Origin of the sequence: Mesorhizobium sp. M8A.F.Ca.ET.181.01.1.1 (assembly GCF_004792025.1) — a bacterium.
Classification (GTDB): Bacteria; Pseudomonadota; Alphaproteobacteria; order Rhizobiales; family Rhizobiaceae; genus Mesorhizobium.
Window position 1 is genome coordinate 88,036 of sequence record NZ_SRTV01000007.1, and the last position, 20,747, is coordinate 108,782.

Below are 20,747 nucleotides of genomic sequence, written 5' to 3' on the forward strand. Positions count from 1 at the left end.
ATGACCTCCCCCCGCGCCGCTAGGTCAGCAAACAAATGCTTCAGCGATCAAACGTCTCCACAACGACATCAGCAATCAAAGGCATTGGACCGCGCGCACGAATTTAGGTAGCCGGCAACGCGTACGAGGAGATAGAGCTGGAAGTGCGTGCCTTTCGATAGTCTATGGGCGGAATTCGACCGCCTCACCGATAGGCCGATCGAGGTTCGCCGTCACTGTCGGGCTGGGTCCGAGTCCGCGATAGGCGCCACGACAGCGCTCGCGATAGGCGCGCAACGCTTGGTCCATGGCGCCCGGACCGCCACACATTTGCGGATGACGTCCTGCCCGTCTTGGGTTTCAGCAGCGTGCGCCGGCGCTCCGATTTCCGCGACTTTTGGATCCCCTCCAATCGTGACGACCGATTATCGCCTGTCTCCATTTCGACCGTTATCTGGGCGGTAACACTTTTAGAAATCTATGCTGCTGGACATAAGCGGCGACCATACCGAGAATTTACTTTCAAATTCTGGCGGCAAAGTTCTATCGTAAATGAAAATAGGGGATGGGGTATGGAAACGAGTTCGGAGACTGGCGATGCTGCCGGTATATCAGCCGCGCCCGTAATAGAAGTCGTGGCGGACATCGCCGCCAGCTTTACATATGCGTCCTTCCAAAATGCTATTCCGGTGATCCGGTCTATCGCGCTCAACAACCCGACCCAGCAGGGTTTCGAAAAATGCACTCTCGAGCTGACATCGAACCCCCCTTTTTTGCGCGCCAAAAGCTGGACAATTGATCGGATCGTTGCTGGCGACCGGCTTCCCTTAAGCGATCGAAAAATCGATCTCGACGCCGGCTATCTGGCCGGTCTCAACGAGGCTGAGCGCGGGGAGATAACGTTGCGCCTAACCTCAGGAGGCGCAGTGCTGGCCGAGCAGCGCGTTGCGGTGCGCCTGCTTGCCCGCGACGAATGGGGTGGCGTCGTCGATATGGCGCAATTGCTCGCCGCATTCGTCATGCCGAACGACCCGGCGATCGCAGGACTGCTGCGTTCCGCAGCGGAGCTGCTCGCAGCGCATGGTCATCCTTCCAGCCTCGATGGCTATCAAAGCGGCAATCCGCAACGCGCATTCATGCTGGCGGCCGCAATTTATTCGGCCATTGCTGGCCTATCGCTGCATTATGCAGAGCCACCTGCGAGCTTCGAAAGCCGCGGCCAAAAAATTCGACGTCCCTCAATTATTACGGCAGAAAAGCTGGCAACCTGTCTCGATACCAGTCTGTTATTCGCGTCCGCCCTGGAGGCGACGGGCTTGCATCCCGTCGTTTTGATGTTTCAGGGACACGCGGCCGTCGGCGTCTGGATGACACAAAGGACGCTCGCCAACGCCATTGAACCCGATGCCATGGAGGTCCGCAAGGCGCTGGCATCGCGCGAACTCATCGTGTTTGAGACGACAGGCGTGACGCATCGGCCGGCGATGACGTTGGAGGCTGCCCAACACGCAATCGAACAGCGGCTCGACGAAACGCAGGTAGCCACCTTTGTCGCAGCCATCGATATACGCCGCTCGCGCAGCGGCGGCATCACACCGCTTGCTTCGCACGAACCGACGCGCCGCAGCGTGGATGCAGAGGCGGCAACCGAAATCGCGTTGCCGTTGCCAGCCGCACCGGCCGTGGTAGCCCTGCCGGTCGAGATCGTCGAGGTAAAGCCGACGACAGCGGCCGGACGGATCGACCGCTGGCAGAAAAAGCTCCTCGATTTGACACTGCGGAACCGCCTGCTCAATTTTCCGGACTCCAAGAAGACAATTCCGTTTCTTTGTACTGACGTCGGCTACCTCGAGGACCGTCTGATGGCAGGCGCTTCGATCCGGCTGATTTCGCTCCCCGAACAGAATCCACTGGGCGAGCGGGATGCTGTCCTCTATCGCGAGGTGCACGGACGTGACCTCCAGCGTGGCTTTGCCGCGGAAGCGCTTCTGCGCGACGAGCTCCCGTCGACGCTCGATGGGCGTCAATTGGAATCCCGGCTGATCGATCTTTACCGGCAAGTGCGCAACGATTTTGCCGAGGGCGGCGCGAATACGCTCTTCCTGGCGGTCGGCTTCCTGCGCTGGAAGAAGAAGGCCGAGGACGAGCGCAGCTATCGCGCGCCATTGCTGCTCGTACCGGTCAAAATCGAGCGCCGCAGCGCAACATCGCATTTTACCTTGCGCTTCCATGAAGATGAACCGCGATTCAACGCAACCTTGTTGCAGTTTCTCGAACGCGACTTCGAGCTCAAACTGCCACAGTTTTCCGGTGAGCTGCCCGAGGACGAAAGCGGCGTTGATGTGCCGAGGCTGCTCGGTCTTATGCGCCAGGCAGTGCGCGACGTCCCCGGCATGGAGGTGGTGGACGAGACGGCGCTGTCGACCTTTTCCTTCGCCAAGTTTCTCATGTGGAAGGATCTGGTCGAGCGTACCGATGCGCTGCGCGAAAACCGTGTCGTGCGCCATCTGATCGACACGCCGGAGATAGCTTTCGAGGGCAATGGCGCATCATTCCGCGACGAGCGCGAACTCGACCGGCACTATGCCCCGTCCGACATGGTTTTGCTGCTGCCGGCCGACTCCTCACAGACCGCCGCAAGTCTTGCCGCCGCTGAGGGTCGCGATTTTGTCATCATCGGTCCTCCCGGCACTGGCAAGAGCCAGACCATTGCCAACATGATTGCCAACTGTCTTTCAGTTGGCAAAACCGTGCTGTTTGTGGCCGAGAAGACGGCGGCGCTCGATGTGGTGTATCGCCGCCTGCGCGAACATGGCCTGGGCGCGCATTGTCTCGAACTCCATTCCAGCAAGGCGGACCGACGCAACTTTCTCACCCAGCTCAGGATCAGCTGGGAAAGCGGCGTGCGCGTGGACGCAGCGGAGTGGATTGCGATCAACGAGCGGCTTCGCGTCCGTCGCGACGAACTGAATGCCTATGTCGAAGCGCTGCATCGGCACCATGTCAATGGTCTGACGCCTTATCTGGCGCTCGGCATCGCTCTCAAGAACAAGCGGCAGCACGCTCCGAGATTGTCCTGGCCATCGCGCGATTCCCATGACGAGGCAAACCGGCTGGCGCTGGAGCATATTGCCGCCGAAACAGGTCTCGCATTTCAGTCGGTGGAGATGCGGTCGGTCTTGCGTCTTATAGATGTCACCGAGTGGACGTCAGGCTGGCAGGACAATTTGCTCGAAGGGGCAAAGACCCTCAAGAATGCGTCCGAGGTTCTAGCGACCGCACTCGACGCCTTCCTGGTGAGCATCGGCCTGCGCGCCAAAGGCGACGCGTCAAAAGCGGAGCTCGAAGCGCTGCGAAAACTAGCAGCGGCACTCCAGGACAGTGCCGGCTATGACGTCAGCATTGTCTTTGATCGAGATTTCGCCCAGTTGCGGGGAGCCCTCGCCACTCTCAATGAGGCAATCGGAGACTATCGCAAGTCTCGCAAGGACCTGTCGGCCCGCTATGACGAGGCTGCCGTTGCGCGCATACGGGTGGAGGACATAGAGCAGCAATGGCAGCAGGCCGCTTCTGCATTCTGGCCAAACAGTCAGTTGGGCAAACGCAAAGTCCAGAAGCTGCTTCAAGGCTATGTCACAGAGGGGGTAGCCGATCCTCAGCACGACTTGCTGCTGTTGCGCCTGATGCAGGACCGCCGGGCCACTGTCGAAGCCAACATCCTATCTGGGAAGCCGATCGGATTTGCCGCACTTGATACCGACACCCACCGTATCGATCAGATACTCTCGATGGCCGAAAGGCTTCGACAGACGCTACGCCTGCCCGGCCTCGGCACGGAGGATTTCAAAGCGCTCCTGCAAGCAACCGCCCCGAGCCTGCGAAGCGGTGCAGCAGATAGCACGATGCGCTATGGGGCAGCCCGCTTCCTTGCGGCTTCTGCAGCATTCGAGGCTGCCAAGACCCAATTTGCGATCCCTGCTGGAAAGACGCCTTCTTGGGCAGAACATGATAACCCGCTGACCGAATTGACGACTGCGATGGGAGACTTGCTCGACGCCCGTCATCTTCTCCGGGACTGGACTTCGTGGTGCGGCATTCGTCGCAGGGCTGTCAGTCACAATCTGGGAGCGTTGGTCGACGATATCGAGGCGGGTCTAGTGCGACCAGCTGAAGCTCAATCCGCGTTCCGCCTGGCCTATGTACGCTGGTGGCTGCCGGCCACGCTGGATGCCGATCCGGTGCTGCGGAATTTCCGTCGCTTCCAGCACGAGCACGCCATCGAAGATTTCCGGGAAATCGACGATCTTGTCCGCGCTCAAGCAAGCCTTCGCGTCATCAGTGCCATCGCTCATGGTTTGCCGGCTGTGCAAGGCGTCCCGCGCAATTCCGAGTTGGGCCTGTTGCGCCATCAGATGGAATTGCAGCGGCCCAGCCGGTCAATCCGCGAGATGATTGGCGCGATGCCGACGAGCTTTGCCAAGCTCGCGCCGTGCATGCTGATGTCCCCTCTTTCAATCGCTCAATATCTACCGCCCGACCAAGCCCTGTTCGACGTGGTGATTTTCGACGAAGCATCGCAGATCACCACCTGGGACGCCGTCGGTGCCATCGCGCGAGCCCATCAAACCATAATCGTAGGCGATCCCAAGCAGTTGCCGCCCACCAATTTCTTTGGCCGCAACGAGGAGGACGAGGAAGTCGTCGAACACGAAAAGGATCTTGAGAGCATTCTCGACGAAGCCAAAGCGGCCGGCATCCCGGTACGTGACCTGCGCTGGCATTATCGTAGCCGCAATGAGTCGCTGATCGCCTTTTCCAACCATCACTACTATCAGAACCGGCTCATCACATTCCCTTCGCCAACGGTGGAAGATCGGGCAGTTCAGCTGCGAAAAATCACGACCGGCATCTATGACCGTGGCAAAAGCCGCACCAATCGAATCGAAGCCCAAGCGGTAACCGACGAGGCGGTCAGCAGGATGCGGCGTTGGCTGGCCCTACCGGAAAAGGACCGACCCACGCTCGGAGTCATCACTTTCAACGCGCAACAGCAGTCGCTCATCCTCGACCTTTTCGACAAGGCACGCCAGACAGAGCCGGAGCTTGAATGGTTCTTTGCCGACGAGCGTATTGAGCCCGCCATCGTCAAGAATCTGGAAAATGTCCAAGGGGACGAGCGTGACATAATCCTGTTTTCGATCACCTTTTCGCAAGATAATGCCGGCAAGCGCAGCATGGATTTCGGCGCGCTGAATCGGGACGGCGGCGAACGCCGGCTGAATGTCGCGGTGACGCGTGCGCGGCAGGAACTGATCGTATTTTCAGGTTTTGCCGCCGACCAGATCGACCCCAACCGAACCAAAGCGATCGGCGTACAGCATCTCAAAGCCTTTCTCGATTTTGCCGAACGCGGCGCTGTGGCATTGCCAGCGCAGGAACGCGGATCGGTCGGAGCCCTGGAATCCCCTTTCGAGGAGGCCGTCGCTGCCGAGCTTGAGAAGCGCGGATGGACCATCGTTCCTCAAGTCGGCATTTCGGGCTTTCGAGTGGATATAGGGATCCGGCATCCCGATCTCGCCGGCGCCTATCTGGCTGGGGTCGAATGCGACGGCGCGACCTATCACAGTTCTGCCACGGCGCGAGATCGAGACAAGGTCCGCGAGCAGGTCCTGCGCGGCCTCGGGTGGAACATTGTCCGGGTATGGTCAACCGATTGGTGGTTTGATCTCGAAGGTTGCACCGAGAGGCTTCATGCCAGCCTGGCCGCGCTGCTCGAGGAAAGCCGTCGCAAACAGGCTGAACAACAGGAAAGTGAAGCCGCGATCCATTGGGACATGGGACATAAGGTCGACCCCATGGACCCATTGCCAGCCGAAGACCTAGCATCGGCCGGCGAACCGGAACATCCGTCGATAAAATCAGAGCCAGAACTTGTCGCCGCTCCCCTCGCGACGGGAGAGCGCCCATCGGCATCTGCAGGAATTTTGCCTGCGGCCGCGCATTCGACGCATGATACCGTACCGACGGGCGGCCGTTATCGCCTGACTGATCTAACCGGATTTTCCACCAGCCCGGATCAGTTTTATGACTTCGTCTACCGAGGCACGCTGCGGTCCATGGTCGACGCGGTGATCGAGCAGGAAGGACCTCTGCGAGATGACGTCCTTGCGCAGCGCATCGCACGGGCGCATGGCTGGCTCAGAACGGGCAACAAGATTCGGGAGCGGATCGACCTGCATCTGCGCGAGTTCGATAGAACTGAAGAATCCAGCGGCAGCTTCCTATGGAAGAGAGGGACGGTGGTCGACCTGCTTGATTATCGCATGCCGTTCGATGCCGATGCCCGCCGGTCCATTGCCGACATTCCAATCGCCGAGCTGGCCGCTGTCGTCGTTGCGAACGAGGACATTCTGGAACAGTCCGACCCCGCTCTCGACCTTGCACGTCTGCTCGGTGTCGAGCGACTTGCGGCGATTTCACGCTCCCGGCTGGATGAAGCCATCGATCGCGCCCAGCGCAACCTGGCATCGACATAGTCTCGGAGACTCCATGTTTCGATTCATCCACAGCTCCGATCTTCATATCGGCAAGCGGTTCGGCAACATGCCAGAGGATCTGCGCGGGCGGCTCCGTGAAGCGCGCCATGGCGCGATCAGCCGGCTGGCAGAGCAGGCACGCGTCCATGGTGCATCCACCATACTTCTGGCCGGCGATACGTTCGATACCGAAACGCCCACTCCAGCGATGTTGCGGCAGGCCATGGCCGAGATGAGCCAGAGCGCGCCTCTGCGCTGGATATTGCTGCCTGGCAACCATGATTCCCTGTTGGCTGATCAATTGTGGAGTGCAGCGGACAGCGTTGTGCCGGACAATGTCCTGCTGGCGACGCGGCCCGAAACCCTGACCATTGGCGCGGACGTGGCGCTGCTGCCTGCACCTTGCACCACCCGCAGACCCGGTCGCGACCTTACCGAGTGGATGAACAGCGCCGCGACGCCGCAAGGCGCCATCCGGCTCGGCCTTGCTCATGGCGCTATTCAGAACTTTTCCGAAGATTCAGCAGCGTCCGATGTCATTGCACCAGATCGCGCGACTAAGGCCGGCCTCGATTATCTGGCACTTGGCGACTGGCACGGACCCGTCACCATCAATGAGCGCAGCCGTTATAGCGGTGCGCCCGAACCTGACCGTTTCAAGCATGATACACCCGGTCAGGCCCTTGTCGTTTCCATTGCCGGGCCTGGCGCCGTGCCCGAGATCGTGGCCGTTGAAACAGCTAGCTTTTCCTGGAAAACCGCTCCCCTGCATCTGCTGTCTGGCGACGACAGCGCCGCGGCATTTGAAGCGTTGCTTCCACCGGCTCATCTGCGGCGTCAGACTTTGCTGCGAATTGCCGCGTCTGGCCGGGTGCGGTTAAGTGGGCGAACGATCCTTCAAGCGGCGATCGCGGTAGCCGCGCCCGACTTCGCCTATCTGGAACTGGACGGGGACGGGCTCGCGACCGACTGCGAAAGTGGCGATTTGGATCGGATCGACCGCTCTGGTGCCCTTCGCGAGGCAGCGCAGGCACTGTTGGATGAAAGCAGCGACGAAACCCGGTCGGCTGTCGAACGCGACATATCGCGAGAAGCACTGGTTCGGTTGTTCAGCTATTGCGAGGCGATGGGATCATGAAACTTACGGCCCTTCGGCTCCACAACGTCAAACGGTTCGCCGGGCAAGGCGTCGCCATCGAAAACATCGGCGACGGCGTCAACGTGCTTTGCGCGGTCAATGAGTTCGGCAAATCAACCTTCTTCGAAGCGCTGCACGCACTCTTTTTCCAGCCTCACACGGGCACACCCGAAGGCGTGCGACTGTTGCGGCCTTACAGTGGGGGCAATCCGGTGGTGGAGGCCGACATCACCACTTCAGAAGGACGCTATCGACTTGCCAAGCAGTTTTATGGCGGCAGGCTGGCCAGCGTTATTGACCTCGACGGCGGGCGACTGTTGGCTCAAGCCGATGAGGCCGAAGCCTTTATCGGCAAACTAATCCATGGCGGAAGCGCAGGACCGGCAGGATTGCTCTGGGTTCGCCAAGGGGTCACCGGCATCGAAAGGCGCAGCAAAAGCGAGGAGGACGGCGAAAAACGCGTGCGCGAAAGCCTACTGTCCTCGGTTCAGGGGGAAGTTGAAGCCCTGACCGGCGGGCGACGCATGGCCGAAATCGCCGCGGCATGTGAAGAAGAACTCTATAGCCTGGTTACGTCAACGCTGCGTCCCAAGAGCGGCGGTCTCTATGCGGCAGCGCTCGACGAGCGTGACAAGCTGGTGAAAGACGAGCAGCGTCTCAGCGCCGAAGTCACCGGTCTGCGCGATTCGCTCGACAAGCGGCGCATGGCGTTGGCGCGTCTGTCTGAGCTTGAAAACCCCGAAGAAGGCGCCACTCGGCGGGAAGCCATCTCGGCCGCGGAAGCCGCAGTCGAGGCCGCCAAATCGCACAGCGAAGCCTTGAAAGCCGCCGAGGCGGAAGCTGCCCTTGCCGCAATTCACCACGACGCGGCGCAGCAGGCCCTCGATAGTTTTCGGACCGCGCTCAAACGAGCCACGGATTTGCGCCAGCAGTCGACGATTGCGCAGCTTCGCCGCAGTGAGGTTCTCGATCGGCGCGCTTCTGCCATTGCCGAAAACGAACAAGCGATGGGCGAAGTTCAAGCAGCCGAACTGGAAGAGCGCGAAGCACGCGAATTGCTCGCGCGGCTGGATGCGACTCTTTTGGCGCGTGACGCTGCCGAACAACTGGCCGGCTCGGACAACCGGTTGAAACAAGCCGAAGTCGCCAGAACCCAGATCGAAGATGGAGAGGCAGCACTGGCGATGCTGGCGGTGCCGGAACAAGCTGTCGAGCAACTCCAGGCGCTCGAAATCGAGATCGCCAGCCTTCGTGCAGCTCACCTGGCAACCCTGCCGACGCTATGCATGGAATACCGGGACGGCGCCGCCGATTTGGTGACCATCGATGCCAAGCCCTTGCCCCATGCAGAAGACCAAAGCTTTGCTGGCACCGTACGCCTGGATATTGCCGGCATCGGAGCCTTGACCCTGCGATCGAATCGGCCGCAGCAGGCCGACCGGACCATCGAAGACGCCGAAGCGAAGCACCGCAGCCTGCTTGCGTCCCTCGGTGTCGATAGCCTCAGGACGGCACGCCAGCGCCTAGTGGAAGCGCGCGACAAAGCTACCGAACTGGGCTTGGCGCGTCAGCGACTTGCCGATCTCGCGCCCAAGGGGATACAGCAATTACACGAGGAGCTTGCTCGTCTGAGTGCCCTCGGGGCCGGGGACCTCGAACTCAAAGTCGATCCAGAACAGATCCGGCAACATCATGCCGCAGCCGAGCAGCGTGTGGCGACAACACGCAACAGCGTGCGCGAGGCCTTGCCTTTGCGCAGCCATGCCGACGAGGCTGTCATGGCTGCGGAGACGGCTTATGTCACCATCCAGGCGGAACTGACCAGCCTCGAGGTCATATTGGGACCCGATGCAGCGCGCGAGGAAAAGGGGCGCTTGCTGCTCACCGAGGCCACCGCACGACAAAAGCTGCGCGAAGCGGCCGAAATGCGCGCTGCTCCCCTGCGCGACGGCGCTCGCGATCTCACCAGCGCTGAAGCCGTTCTGCGCCGCGCCCGTTCGGTTCAGGATGCCGCCACACAGGAAGCAAGTCAGTTGCGTGTAACCCTGGCCGATCTCAATGGCCATATTCGCACTCGGTCCGACGACGCGGTGGAAGAAGCTTTGCGCGAGGCCACAGAAAAATTGGAAATCGCTGGAGAGCGAGCGAGACGCTTCGAATTCGAAAAAGCCGTCCTCGACCGGCTGCGCACGACGCTGGTCGCTGCGCGCTCGACGGCACGCGATCTTTATCTGAAGCCGGTCATGTCCGAGCTGCGACCGCTGCTTGGATTGCTATTCGATGACATCTCCATAGTGTTCGACGAGAACACACTGTTGCCACAGACCGTTCGCCGCAATGGTCAGGATGAGGATGTCGATAGGTTGAGTGGCGGCATGCGAGAACAGCTTTCGGTTCTGACACGTCTGGCCTTCGCCCGTTTGCTTGCCCGCGACGGCCGACCCACACCGGTTATCCTGGATGACGCTTTGGTTTATTCCGATGACGACCGCATCGAGCGCATGTTCGACGCTTTGCATCGTCAATCACACGATCAGCAGATTCTCGTTTTCTCCTGCCGCCAACGCGCGTTTGCAAAACTCGGCGGTAACATTTTGCAGATGAGCGACTGGCAACCGGGTCGGTCATAAGCGGAGATCGCGCAGCCTCAGCTAGGGCGACGGCAGATCGTATCGTGTTACGATTGCAATGCCGTTTTCGATCTCGATTTCGATAACTTCATTAATCAGGAATTCCTCTGGGCCAAGATCCTCGAGGAGAGCATCGAAGAGCTCTCTCTGTTTTTCAGGCCCGACCTGAGGGACGACGATAATCAGGCCGGCGTGAACCGGTTCTTTGGCATAGAGCTTCCTGAAGTCCTTAGCATTGTTGGTGACGAAGGTGAAATCCTCATCGATAATGAGCGGCATGAGGTCCCAGTCGGTTTCGCCGCTTAGCCCAAGCCAGTTGACGTGGTTTGCTTCATGTCCGCGTTCTTGGGCTACCGCAACCAGAGACGTGTGCAGGCACTCATCGATCAGAAACCTCACGAGGTCACACGCGTCTCGACCTGGCCGACGGACCTGGGTCGCCCTTCAAAACCACGCGCTTCGACGACTTTATTTTCACGCCCTGCTCGACCAGCTTCTTAGGCCGCCCACGAACCGGGTGCGCGGCGACCCACATTCTGGCGAGCTCAATCACGCGCGGCGTTAGCTTCGGATATCCCTCCAGAACCTCCGCTTCATCTGCGCCCTGCGCTAGCATCGTCGTGATCATACGAACAGGGATGCGGGTTCCTTTGAAGACAGGCTCTCCGCCCATCACCCCTTTAACGCGGCCGATGGCGGCCTCCGCTTCATCAAGATCCACGATGCGCGCTTTGAGCTGTTTACGTGCCTCGGCGACGTCGACGATCAGCAGGTCGTCGGCCCTTACGGTCTTGGCCCTTGGGGCAGCTTTGATTTCCTCGAACAGGCGGTAGCGACGATCAGCGGGCAATGTCGCACCCACGCCATACCAAAGCTTGAGCCGCAGCAAATCCTCGCCGGTCAATGCCCGTCGGACGACCCCACCGATGCGCCGAGCAGTGCTTGGCACAGTATCGACAATGCGTTTGTCGATCGCATTGTGCACGGCCTTGATTCCTATCCCGCTGACGGCGGCTGCCTCTGCGGGGGTGTAGATGCGAGCAAGTGTGCCCATTATTCTTCTCCTTATAAAGAATAATATAGGCCGTTTGACCCCCTCCGTAAAGGCACGCGTCTTTGGAATCACGGCGGTTAGCAAAGGCGGTGGTGAGCCGAGAGGCCTCACAAACCCTTGGGGCTCGAGATGGCAGACTCGGCGCAGTATAATTGCGCTAACTATCGAATTTGCAGTTGGCGACAAACGACACACGAGTTCGTCGCGGACTTTTAACTCTGCGAAGGCGCGTCTTCGAGCGCTTTGAAACCCTACACCCATCTGCAGGCCATCTGTATCAAGCTTTGGACCAAAACCGTTTCCATCGCTCACGAGCGTTCTCTCTGGGGGTCTCAAGTGGGGCTTGCCCATGGCCACGAATTTTTGGGCGACAGCGGTGCAGAGGCCGCATACCGCTGCCTGCTTGACGTCGCTGACCGTGTCCATGTCCGAAATTTGCCTACAAATTTCGGACGCCCTTGGGCGCGCTAGATTCGCTATGGAAAGCTGGAAGCACTCGCAAGCCCGGTGGCCACAGCGTCTGCAGCGCCAAGCTATTCCTCCGTATCCAAACCCGCATCCTCATGGCCACTAGCCAACTCTGGCATAATTTCACCAGCAAGCAGCTCATCTCTGCTCAGCAGCCCGGCATCCTCGAGCGCCTCGCAGTCCGGGAGATCGCGAAGCGTGTCGAGGCCGAACTCGAGCAGGACGCTTTTGTCGTCACATAGGTGTAGGGAGCGCCGGGCGTCGGACTGCGCGGGTTCGACGCGATCAGGCCGGTGCCGCAGATGGCCGATCAGGTCGCGACTGATTACTTCCCGAAAACCGACGACAATTCGGCGCGGGTAATCGGCTGGAAGTGCCGATGCACATCAGCATCAGCACGTCCGACCACGTCAGGTCCACGGCACGCCCGCTGCTTCCGCAGGCGCGGATGGCATCGGCATAGGCCGGCCGTGTCAGGTGCTTCCAGCCGCCGGCGACAGCGACGAGGTCATAGGGCCGTCCGCGCAGCTCTCGGATGTCGTCGATGAGAAGGTCACGGGCGAGCTCGCGGGAGAGACTGCACCGCAAGCGCGTCCCGCGCGCGCGAACTGCTCGATCAACTGATCTCAGACGACGACGAATCTCGTCCAGATTCCAAAAGCGGTGGCCGCAGCGGCGCTTTGCGGGCTCGCGTTACCACAGATCGCAGAACTGTGATCTCGCCTTGTGCCCGAGACCGCAATCTGGGCTCGCGACGAAGCATATCGCTTGCGATCATCAAAGGACGCGTCGACGCCGTCGGTTGCCTTTTCCACCGCCGCCTCACACATCGTGTTGGGGCTGAAGAGCTACCTGCAAATCCTCGCAACGGGCGCGGCCGCATCCTTGATTTTACAAATTGACACGTCTTGGTTTTTAGAAAATGCCACGTGCGATGATGGCGCCAAAAAAAAATGTCACGCGAGATGATCATGCCTGAGGTAAATGGTCCGCCAAAGTTGGGAAAGGTATACCGGTTGAATGGTGGATAGGTACGCCGGATAAAAAGGGCTTCGGGTTCCGGAAGACGAACTAATCGACGGATAGGCGCTGCTCGTGAGGGAAACTGCATGCGCATTACGGTTATGACCATCCAGGGATGTCGGATATGATCTTGAATAGTGACATTGCAGGCCAAAGAGCGGCCGAGAAGCTAGCAGAGGGCCTGAAATCGCAGGGCAAGCAGCAATACGAAGAAAGGTCGAGGGAACGCGAACGAGATGTGTCTCGTTAGGTCGCACGTTGCACCAGGGGTGCGTCGGAAGGCACTCCGCCGTGTCCTGAAGAGGTAGCCTGCACTTGAGAATAGCCACGGTGGTACCTTATTTTCGGCTGTGAAGCACACGAGACCCGCGACGTGAGACCCAGTTGCTCAATACCCAGTTGCTGGGTGAGCGTGCATGACTGCCAACGGAAGGTCTTGCACGCACCCTCGCGATCTTGAGCAATGGTCGCCATGACTTTCTTCTTGCAGGCTTTTGAGTGGCCCAGCCTGCAATCACCAGACCCCACCGACTCTAAAGAGCGTGGCAGACGGGATAGTCGAGGTTGCCCGGCACAATTACGCTCAAGGCTTGCGCCGCCCAGAGGACACGCTGAAAAGGCAGCATGGGCGCGCAAGCACGCCATTCACGAGAGGTTCGACATGAAGACTATGCAAGAAAAAGACATTCCGGCATTCGTGCAAGCAGTTGTGGAGGCCGGCTGCAACATTTGCGCGATTGGCAACTTGGGATATGTCTTTGGCGATGCTGATTTGACGCCGGCGCAACGGAGGTCCGTCGAGCCACAGCTGCGCAGGATTGCTGAGATCTACGGCGAACGCGATCATCTCATGGACGAGATAGCTGTATATCTGCGGTCGATCGGACGCCATGTCGAGGTTGAGCCGAAGACAGGTGTTTCCTGATGGCCGCGATCGATCGCGTTCCGTAGTCGCCATTTCTATTGGGTAACGAGCAGCCGTCTTCCAACCTCTGAAACAAAAAAGAGGTGACCCCCAAAGGCCGCTCTCGAGACCGCAAGTCTGAGCCGCTAACGCATTGCGATAACCAGGCTGTCCGAACTGGGCGTCGATGCCTTCCTCGACCAGGTCGCGGTAGGCGGCGATCTCATCTACCGCATGCATAGCCAAGCCAGAGAAGTTTTCGGCAGCGGAATTCTCGGTCGCTTCCCCTTTTATGACTAGAGGGTGCGGCCGATCCGGCCGCGACGATCTCGCAGGGATTGCCATATACGGCAACACGAACACCGGCGGATCAATACTCGGATAATGGCGGCCGGCTATGTAGCGATCGATCGCGCACCAACATATCAATGCAATAGCTTAGTTGCTTTCAAAGGCGGGTCTCTACGAACTGCAAGCAAGCTAAACGATTGCGTCAACTCTTCCTCGCAGAGCGAAAACTCCGCGCCCACGCGATTTCTCTGCTGGAACAGCGGCACATCCTCAGCGCCAGGACACGGCCGCCGCCGTCGGGTTTTACGAAGCCGGTGATTGCATAAGTTGCCCGCAAGATATCATTGGTATCGGGAACGCCGCCGATGCCGCATCCTGAATAGAGCGGCCGCTTGCACCTGCCAGCCCGACGACCAGATCATATCTGCAACTCCATCTACCTGGACGTGGTGCAAATCACCTCGCTGAAGCCGCAAATCGTCGCCTTCGACCAGGATAACCACATCCGTGACCGCCTGAGCTACTCGGTCGATCTCGACGCACATGGCCGATACAGTTTTTCCATCCTTCACGAAGCGAATGAGACTTTGGCCATTCCAGCCCTGGTCTACGGGGCGTGACTTGTCCCCGATGCATGCGCGAGCTCTCCGCTCGGCCGGCCGCCGGACGTCGCCACCGGCCGAAGGCGCCCGAAGGCGCCCGAAGGCGCTTGACAAAGCAGCACCGGCCCATTCAACTTGAGGCATTCACCAGGGGAGTCCCGGTAAGGGGCTGAGATACTGCTGGCTTTCGCGGCGCAGTGACCCGTTGAACCTGATCCAGTTCATACTGGCGTAGGGACGGTGCAAGCGCTTTGCGGGAGTTTACGCCCGAGGTCCTGCTGCAGCAGGTCTACAGAAGCGTCTTTTCATCCTTCCGGCACAGAACTGGGTCTCCAATGCATGAGCAAAGGAGCCTCACGATGAATGCCCTCACCCCCGCCGTGTCGACGGGACCACTGCCCGCCTCGCGGAAAATCCACAAGCCCGGCGTCCTCTACCCGCAGATCAGGGTGCCGATGCGCGAGATTTCCGTCCATCCGACGGCCGGCGAACCGCCCGTCACCGTCTACGATCCGTCCGGCCCCTACACCGATCCATCAGTCCAAACCAGCATCGAAAAAGGCCTTGCCCGGCTTCGCCACGAATGGGTCACGGCGCGTTGCGATGTCGAAGCCTATGACGGCCGCCACGTCCGGCCGGAAGACAATGGATTCGCCACCGGCGAGCGCCTGACACCGGAATTTCCGATACGCAATCGGCCGCTCAAGGCCAAGCAGGGCAAGGCGGTGACCCAACTTGCCTATGCGCGCGCCGGCATCATCACGCCAGAAATGGAGTTCGTAGCCATCCGCGAGAATCTCGGCCGCGAGGTGATGCGCGGCAAGCTGCAACGCGACGGCGAAGCCTTCGGCGCGGCGATCCCAGATTTCGTCACACCCGAATTCGTGCGCGACGAGGTGGCGCGCGGACGCGCAATCATTCCCGCCAACATCAATCATCCCGAGAGCGAACCGATGATCATCGGGCGAAATTTCCTGGTGAAGATCAACGCCAACATCGGTAACTCGGCTGTCACATCGTCGATGGCCGAAGAGGTCGAAAAGATGGTGTGGGCGATCCGCTGGGGCGCCGATACGGTGATGGACCTGTCGACCGGCCGCAACATCCACAACATCCGCGACTGGATCGTGCGCAATGCACCGGTGCCGATCGGCACGGTGCCGCTCTATCAGGCGCTCGAAAAGGTCGGCGGCATCGCCGAGGACCTCAACTGGGAGGTCTATCGCGACACGCTGATCGAGCAGGCCGAGCAAGGCGTCGACTATTTCACCATCCACGCCGGCGTGCGGCTGCACTACATACCGCTGACCGTCGACCGGGTCACGGGCATCGTCTCGCGCGGCGGCTCGATCATGGCCAAATGGTGCCTGCACCATCACCGGGAGAGCTTCCTCTACGAGCATTTCGAGGAGATCTGCGACATCGCCAGAGCCTATGACGTTTCCTTCTCGCTCGGCGACGGCCTTCGTCCCGGTTCAATCGCCGATGCGAACGACGCGGCGCAATTCGCCGAACTGGAAACACTTGGAGAACTCACCAAGATTGCCTGGGCAAAGGACTGCCAGGTGATGATCGAAGGCCCGGGCCATGTCCCCATGCACAAGATCAGGCAGAACATGGACAAGCAGCTCGCAGTGTGCGGTGAGGCGCCGTTCTACACGTTGGGGCCGCTGACGACCGACATCGCGCCGGGCTATGACCACATCACCTCAGGGATAGGTGCCGCCATGATAGGCTGGTTCGGCACCGCAATGCTTTGCTACGTCACGCCGAAAGAGCATCTCGGCCTTCCCGACCGCAACGACGTCAAGATTGGGGTGATCACTTACAAGATAGCCGCCCATGCAGCCGATCTGGCGAAGGGCCATCCGGCAGCGAAAACCAGGGATGATGCCCTTTCGCGCGCGCGCTTCGAGTTCCGCTGGGAGGACCAGTTCAACCTGTCGCTCGACCCCGAAACCGCACGGTCCTTCCACGACCAGACCTTGCCCAAGGAGGCGCACAAGCTGGCACATTTCTGTTCGATGTGCGGGCCGAAATTCTGCTCCATGCGCATTTCCCACGACATCCGTGCCGAGGCTCAGAAGGAAGGCATGGCGGCAATGGCGGCAAAATACCGGGAGGGCGGCGATCTCTACATGCCGGCGGACGAGACTGGCGTACCGGTCGTGCCGGAGGCTCCCAAACCATCATGAGGGTGCTCGTCAAAGGGGCCGGCGTTGCCGGCCTCACCGTCGCTTTCGAACTCGCCGCCCGCGGCGCGACGGTCACAGTCGCCGAGATGCGGCATGGCCTTGGCGGCAACGCGTCGTGGTTCGCCGGCGGCATGCTGGCGCCATGGTGCGAGCGCGAAAGCGCGGAGCAGCCGGTGCTGGATCTCGGACGCGACGCTGCCGACTGGTGGGATGCGGTGCTGTCGGGTCAGGTGACACGGGCCGGGACATTGGTCGTGGCCGCGCCGCGTGATGCCGGTGAGCTTGACCGGTTCGCCAGTCGCACGTCAGGGCATAGGCGCGTCGATGAAAACGAAATTGCGCTCCTGGAACCCGACCTCGCCGGCCGCTTCCGGCGTGGATTGCTCTTCCCCAACGAGGCTCACCTCGACCCACGCCAGGCGATGGCGGCACTTCATGACAACCTTGCGACCATGGGTGTCAAATTCCACTTCGGCTGCGACGCCCGGCCTGTTTCGGGTTTCGCCCGTCAGATAGACTGCATGGGAATGGCAGCGGCCGATGACAGGCTGCGCGGTGTTCGCGGCGAAATGCTGATCCTTCGCACGCCTGATGTCTCGCTGTCGCGGCCGGTCCGTTTGCTTCATCCACGCTTTCCGCTTTATGCCGTGCCGCGCACCGATCACCGTTTCATGATCGGAGCGACGATGATTGAAAGCCAGAGCGCCGGACCGGTGACGGCGCGTTCCATGATGGAGCTGCTGGGCGCCGCCCATGCCCTCCATCCGGCCTTTGGTGAGGCCGAGATCGTTGAAACCGGTGTGGGTGTCCGTCCGGCATTTCCCGACAATTTGCCACGCGTCGAAACAGACGGTGAGATCATCGCGATCAACGGTCTTTATCGTCACGGTTTTCTCCTCGCCCCCGCCATGGCGCGCCAGGCTGCCGGCCTGGTTTTCAGTCAAGACAGAACCAAGGAGCATGCTCATGAAACTGATGGTCAACGGCGAGGCGCGTGAGATTGCCGCCACCACGCTGGCCGAGTTGCTTGCCGCGCTCGACTATGAGGGCGATTGGCTCGCCACCGCCGTCAACGGCGACCTCGTGCACAAAGCCAACCGCACGGAGTTCCAGTTGAGCGACGGCGACCGGATCGAAATCCTCTCGCCCATGCAGGGCGGCTAGCATGTTGGAGCTTTATGGAACCGAGCTTTCGTCGCGCCTGCTTCTCGGCACCGCTCAATATCCTTCGCCGGCCATCCTTGCCGATGCAGTCAAGGCGTCGGGCACGTCGGTGGTGACCGTCTCGTTGCGGCGTGAGATGGCGGGCGGTAGAGCCGGCGAACAATTCTGGTCGTTGATCCGCTCGCTGGGCGCCAGAATCCTGCCCAATACCGCCGGCTGCCTCTCCGTCAAGGAAGCCGTCACCACCGCGAAAATGGCGCGCGAGGTCTTCGGCACCAACTGGATCAAGCTCGAAGTGATCGGCAATCACGACACGCTACAGCCGGATGTGTTCGGTCTGGTTGAAGCCGCCCGCATCCTGTGCGAGGACGGCTTTGCGGTATTCCCCTATACCACCGACGATCTCGTTGTCGCCGAGCGGCTGCTGGAAACGGGCTGCAAGGTCCTGATGCCGTGGTGCGCACCGATCGGTTCCGCCTTGGGACCGGTCAACATGACGGCGCTGCGCTCGATGCGCGGATATTTCCCTGGCGTCCCGCTGATTGTGGATGCGGGGCTCGGACGGCCGTCGCACGCGGCCACCGTCATGGAACTCGGCTTTGACGCCGTGCTCCTGAACACAGCGGTCGCCAAGGCGGCATATCCGGTCGGCATGGCGCGTGCTTTCGGTAAGGCGGTCGACGCCGGTCGTGAGGCGTTCAGTTCGGGAATGCTCGAACCGCGCGACGTCGCCGTGCCATCGACACCGATGGTCGGCAGGGCCGTTTTTTCATGAAGCTCGATCCCTTTTATCTGATCGTCGACAGCGCTGCCTGGATCGAACGGCTGGTCCCACTCGGAGTCCGGCTTCTGCAACTGCGCATCAAGACCGTGGATGAGGCTGGGTTGCGCGCGGAGATCCGCACCGCGAAGGCCTTGTGTGCTCGATACCAGTGCCAACTCATCGTCAACGACCACTGGCGCCTGGCAATCGAGGAAGGCTGCGACTTCATACATCTCGGCCAGGAGGATTTGCAGACCGCTGACCTCTTGGCGATACGGGCAGCCGGCGTAAGGCTCGGACTGAGCACACATGATCATCAGGAGCTGGAAACGGCGATGGCCGCCGAGCCTGACTACATAGCGCTTGGACCCATCTATCCGACCATCCTGAAGAAGATGAAATGGGCGCCGCAAGGGGTCGAACGGATCAGCGAATGGAAGCGCCAGGTCGCGCCGTTTCAATTGGTCGCCATTGGTGGCCTCAACCCTGAGCGGCTCGACGGTGTCTTTGCGGCTGGCGCGGACAGCGCGGCGGTGGTGACCGACATCACGCTCAACGACGACCCCGAGGCGCGCACGCGAGAATGGATCGAAAAGACGGACCAATGGCGCTGAGGCGAGAACCACATGTGCTTGTCGTCGGTGGATCGGACTCCAGTGGCGGTGCTGGAATTGCACGCGATATCGAGACGATCTCTGCCATTGGCGTGCGCACCTGTCTCGCCGTCACAGCGCTAACGGTGCAAACGCATGACGCCGTGATCGAAATCTATTATTCGCCACCTAGCCTGGTGGCCAATCAGATGTGCGCCGCGCTGCAGGCCAACGACGTGGCCACAATCAAGATCGGCATGCTGGCGACTGCCAAGATCATTGTTGCCGTTGCCGCAGTGCTGCGCAAATTTCCGCATGTCCCCGCAGTACTCGACCCTGTGCTGGCCTCCACCTCAGGCCGCGCACTTCTGCAAGCAGGCGCTATCGCTGCCATGAAGCGCGATCTTATGCCGCTTTGCTGCATTGTCACGCCCAACCTCCCTGAACTGGCGCTCCTTAGTGGCTCCGAACTGGCAGTGGATGAGGACGGAGCGCTCCAACAAGGAAAAAGACTGCTGGCCGCCGGCCCTCAAGCCCTGCTGATCAAGGGTGGGCATGCGTCGGGAACCCGGTCGACCGATATTCTGTTACGCTCCGGGCACGAACCCATCCGCTTCGATGCACCGCGCCTTGCCACATCGATGCGCGGGACAGGTTGCATGCTGGCCAGCGCGATTGCGGCGCATCTGGCGAAGCCGAAGCCGCTCGAAGACAGCGTGCGCGAAGGCAAGCTGTTTGTCTTGGAGAGGCTTCAGAAATGCCGGCTGAATAACCACAGCGTTCTGCGTCCAGCCAAGCAGACCCATTTTCCAGAATTTTTCCCGTAGCGAGACTAGAGAAGGGGCTACTGCTTCTCTATGCCATCCTCACAACGCGTTGAGTTTCTCACTGCCAATTATGCGACTTTCGAGGTGCAAATAGCGAATATCGAGTTCTTAGTGACAGAAACGACCGGAATTGGTTGCGTGGATCACCAGGTCGCTACCGATTGGGTCAGCGACTCAATAGAACGTCACATCTCTGTCCACACTCGAGCTTATTTGCCGCAAACGCGTCGAGCCCCGCGTCAATCGGTCTTATAATAGTATCCGGGGCAGCTCCAAAGCTGTGGCATCGGCTACCCGCCGGCCGTGGCGCTTGCTGTTCGAGCGTCGGACGCCGCCTGCCATTGAACATCTGATGGGCTATTGGGTGGCGGCGACACACTCATCCAGGTGCAACTGGCTTTTTCAACTCGGGAACCAGCAGAAGCCTTCGCTGCGTCGCAACATTTGGATTATGTCGTACAGCCCGATCTTCCAGAGAAAACAAGACCTAACGTTCGAAACCTGTCACGCAACCAACCACCGAATGAAAGATCCAGCGTGCGATCGCAGGGAGGTAAGAATAACCGGTCTGGCTTTCCTA

13 protein-coding genes, 1 pseudogene and 1 riboswitch are annotated in these 20,747 nt (G+C 60.2%); of the genes and pseudogenes, 11 read left to right on the top strand and 3 right to left on the bottom strand.

The window, feature by feature from the left end; all coding sequences use genetic code 11:
• Positions 1 to 551: 551 nt before the first annotated feature.
• The 3 genes from EN824_RS23605 to EN824_RS23615 are packed head-to-tail and all read left to right on the top strand — an operon-like array spanning position 552 to position 10,283.
• On the top strand, positions 552 to 6,515 hold the full coding sequence (locus EN824_RS23605) for a DUF3320 domain-containing protein (RefSeq protein ID WP_126057627.1): 5,964 nt from the start codon (positions 552 to 554) through the stop codon (positions 6,513 to 6,515).
• A gap of 13 nt (positions 6,516 to 6,528) precedes the next feature.
• Positions 6,529 to 7,653 carry a DNA repair exonuclease gene (locus EN824_RS23610; protein ID WP_126057626.1) on the top strand — a complete coding sequence of 375 codons (1,125 nt, stop codon included), beginning with the start codon at positions 6,529 to 6,531 and terminating at the stop codon, positions 7,651 to 7,653.
• Complete coding sequence (locus EN824_RS23615) at positions 7,650 to 10,283, top strand: ATP-binding protein (protein ID WP_126063810.1); 2,634 nt, start codon at positions 7,650 to 7,652, stop codon at positions 10,281 to 10,283. The genes EN824_RS23610 and EN824_RS23615 overlap by 4 nt, the downstream gene beginning before the upstream one ends.
• A gap of 21 nt (positions 10,284 to 10,304) precedes the next feature.
• On the opposite strand, the gene EN824_RS23620 is transcribed toward EN824_RS23615, so the two are convergent.
• From EN824_RS23620 to EN824_RS36145, 3 genes and pseudogenes are all read right to left on the bottom strand, one after another.
• Entirely contained in the window at positions 10,305 to 10,682 is a 378-nt protein-coding gene (locus EN824_RS23620; protein WP_126057625.1) for a DUF5615 family PIN-like protein, read from the bottom strand.
• A 4-nt stretch (positions 10,683 to 10,686) separates the two neighbouring features.
• Positions 10,687 to 11,337: a DUF433 domain-containing protein gene (locus EN824_RS23625; RefSeq protein WP_126057624.1), complete on the bottom strand. Its 651-nt coding sequence runs from the start codon at positions 11,335 to 11,337 to the stop codon at positions 10,687 to 10,689.
• A gap of 533 nt (positions 11,338 to 11,870) precedes the next feature.
• Positions 11,871 to 12,393, bottom strand: a pseudogene (locus tag EN824_RS36145) (SMC-Scp complex subunit ScpB).
• Between the two features lie 898 nt (positions 12,394 to 13,291).
• Between EN824_RS36145 and EN824_RS36695 the strand changes: the two are divergent.
• The 8 genes from EN824_RS36695 to EN824_RS23670 all read left to right on the top strand — a co-directional run bounded on the left by EN824_RS36695 (position 13,292) and on the right by EN824_RS23670 (position 20,167).
• Positions 13,292 to 13,753, top strand: a complete 462-nt coding sequence (locus EN824_RS36695) for a hypothetical protein (RefSeq protein WP_306283303.1) — start codon at positions 13,292 to 13,294, stop codon at positions 13,751 to 13,753.
• Positions 13,754 to 14,415: 662 nt separating this feature from the next.
• Positions 14,416 to 14,643, top strand: a complete 228-nt coding sequence (locus tag EN824_RS23640; protein ID WP_245454713.1) for a hypothetical protein — start codon at positions 14,416 to 14,418, stop codon at positions 14,641 to 14,643.
• 121 nt (positions 14,644 to 14,764) lie between these two features.
• Positions 14,765 to 14,881, top strand: a riboswitch (TPP riboswitch).
• A gap of 103 nt (positions 14,882 to 14,984) precedes the next feature.
• Complete coding sequence (gene thiC / locus EN824_RS23645) at positions 14,985 to 16,820, top strand: phosphomethylpyrimidine synthase ThiC (protein ID WP_126063809.1); 1,836 nt, start codon at positions 14,985 to 14,987, stop codon at positions 16,818 to 16,820.
• Positions 16,817 to 17,818, top strand: coding sequence for a glycine oxidase ThiO (gene thiO / locus EN824_RS23650; RefSeq protein WP_126057621.1), 1,002 nt, complete (start codon positions 16,817 to 16,819; stop codon positions 17,816 to 17,818). The genes thiC and thiO overlap by 4 nt, the downstream gene beginning before the upstream one ends.
• Entirely contained in the window at positions 17,787 to 17,984 is a 198-nt protein-coding gene (gene thiS, locus EN824_RS23655; RefSeq protein WP_126057620.1) for a sulfur carrier protein ThiS, read from the top strand. The genes thiO and thiS overlap by 32 nt, the downstream gene beginning before the upstream one ends.
• 1 nt (position 17,985) lies before the next feature.
• Positions 17,986 to 18,759 carry a thiazole synthase gene (locus EN824_RS23660; RefSeq protein ID WP_126057619.1) on the top strand — a complete coding sequence of 258 codons (774 nt, stop codon included), beginning with the start codon at positions 17,986 to 17,988 and terminating at the stop codon, positions 18,757 to 18,759.
• Entirely contained in the window at positions 18,756 to 19,361 is a 606-nt protein-coding gene (locus EN824_RS23665; RefSeq protein WP_126057618.1) for a thiamine phosphate synthase, read from the top strand. Before EN824_RS23660 ends, EN824_RS23665 begins: the two co-directional genes overlap by 4 nt.
• Positions 19,352 to 20,167, top strand: a complete 816-nt coding sequence (locus tag EN824_RS23670) for a hydroxymethylpyrimidine/phosphomethylpyrimidine kinase (RefSeq protein ID WP_126057617.1) — start codon at positions 19,352 to 19,354, stop codon at positions 20,165 to 20,167. Before EN824_RS23665 ends, EN824_RS23670 begins: the two co-directional genes overlap by 10 nt.
• Positions 20,168 to 20,747: the final 580 nt, after the last annotated feature.

What these genes read in the sequence shown, in the direction of transcription:
- EN824_RS23605 (WP_126057627.1), top strand. Translation starts at nt 552, where the DNA reads ATGGAAACGAGTTCGGAGACTGGCGATGCTGCCGGTATATCAGCCGCG.
- EN824_RS23610 (WP_126057626.1), top strand. Translation starts at nt 6,529, where the DNA reads ATGTTTCGATTCATCCACAGCTCCGATCTTCATATCGGCAAGCGGTTC.
- EN824_RS23615 (WP_126063810.1), top strand. Translation starts at nt 7,650, where the DNA reads ATGAAACTTACGGCCCTTCGGCTCCACAACGTCAAACGGTTCGCCGGG.
- EN824_RS23625 (WP_126057624.1), bottom strand. Translation starts at nt 11,337, where the DNA reads ATGGGCACACTTGCTCGCATCTACACCCCCGCAGAGGCAGCCGCCGTC.
- EN824_RS36695 (WP_306283303.1), top strand. Translation starts at nt 13,292, where the DNA reads ATGGTCGCCATGACTTTCTTCTTGCAGGCTTTTGAGTGGCCCAGCCTG.
- thiC (WP_126063809.1), top strand. Translation starts at nt 14,985, where the DNA reads ATGAATGCCCTCACCCCCGCCGTGTCGACGGGACCACTGCCCGCCTCG.
- thiO (WP_126057621.1), top strand. Translation starts at nt 16,817, where the DNA reads ATGAGGGTGCTCGTCAAAGGGGCCGGCGTTGCCGGCCTCACCGTCGCT.
- thiS (WP_126057620.1), top strand. Translation starts at nt 17,787, where the DNA reads ATGAAACTGATGGTCAACGGCGAGGCGCGTGAGATTGCCGCCACCACG.
- EN824_RS23660 (WP_126057619.1), top strand. Translation starts at nt 17,986, where the DNA reads ATGTTGGAGCTTTATGGAACCGAGCTTTCGTCGCGCCTGCTTCTCGGC.
- EN824_RS23665 (WP_126057618.1), top strand. Translation starts at nt 18,756, where the DNA reads ATGAAGCTCGATCCCTTTTATCTGATCGTCGACAGCGCTGCCTGGATC.
- EN824_RS23670 (WP_126057617.1), top strand. Translation starts at nt 19,352, where the DNA reads ATGGCGCTGAGGCGAGAACCACATGTGCTTGTCGTCGGTGGATCGGAC.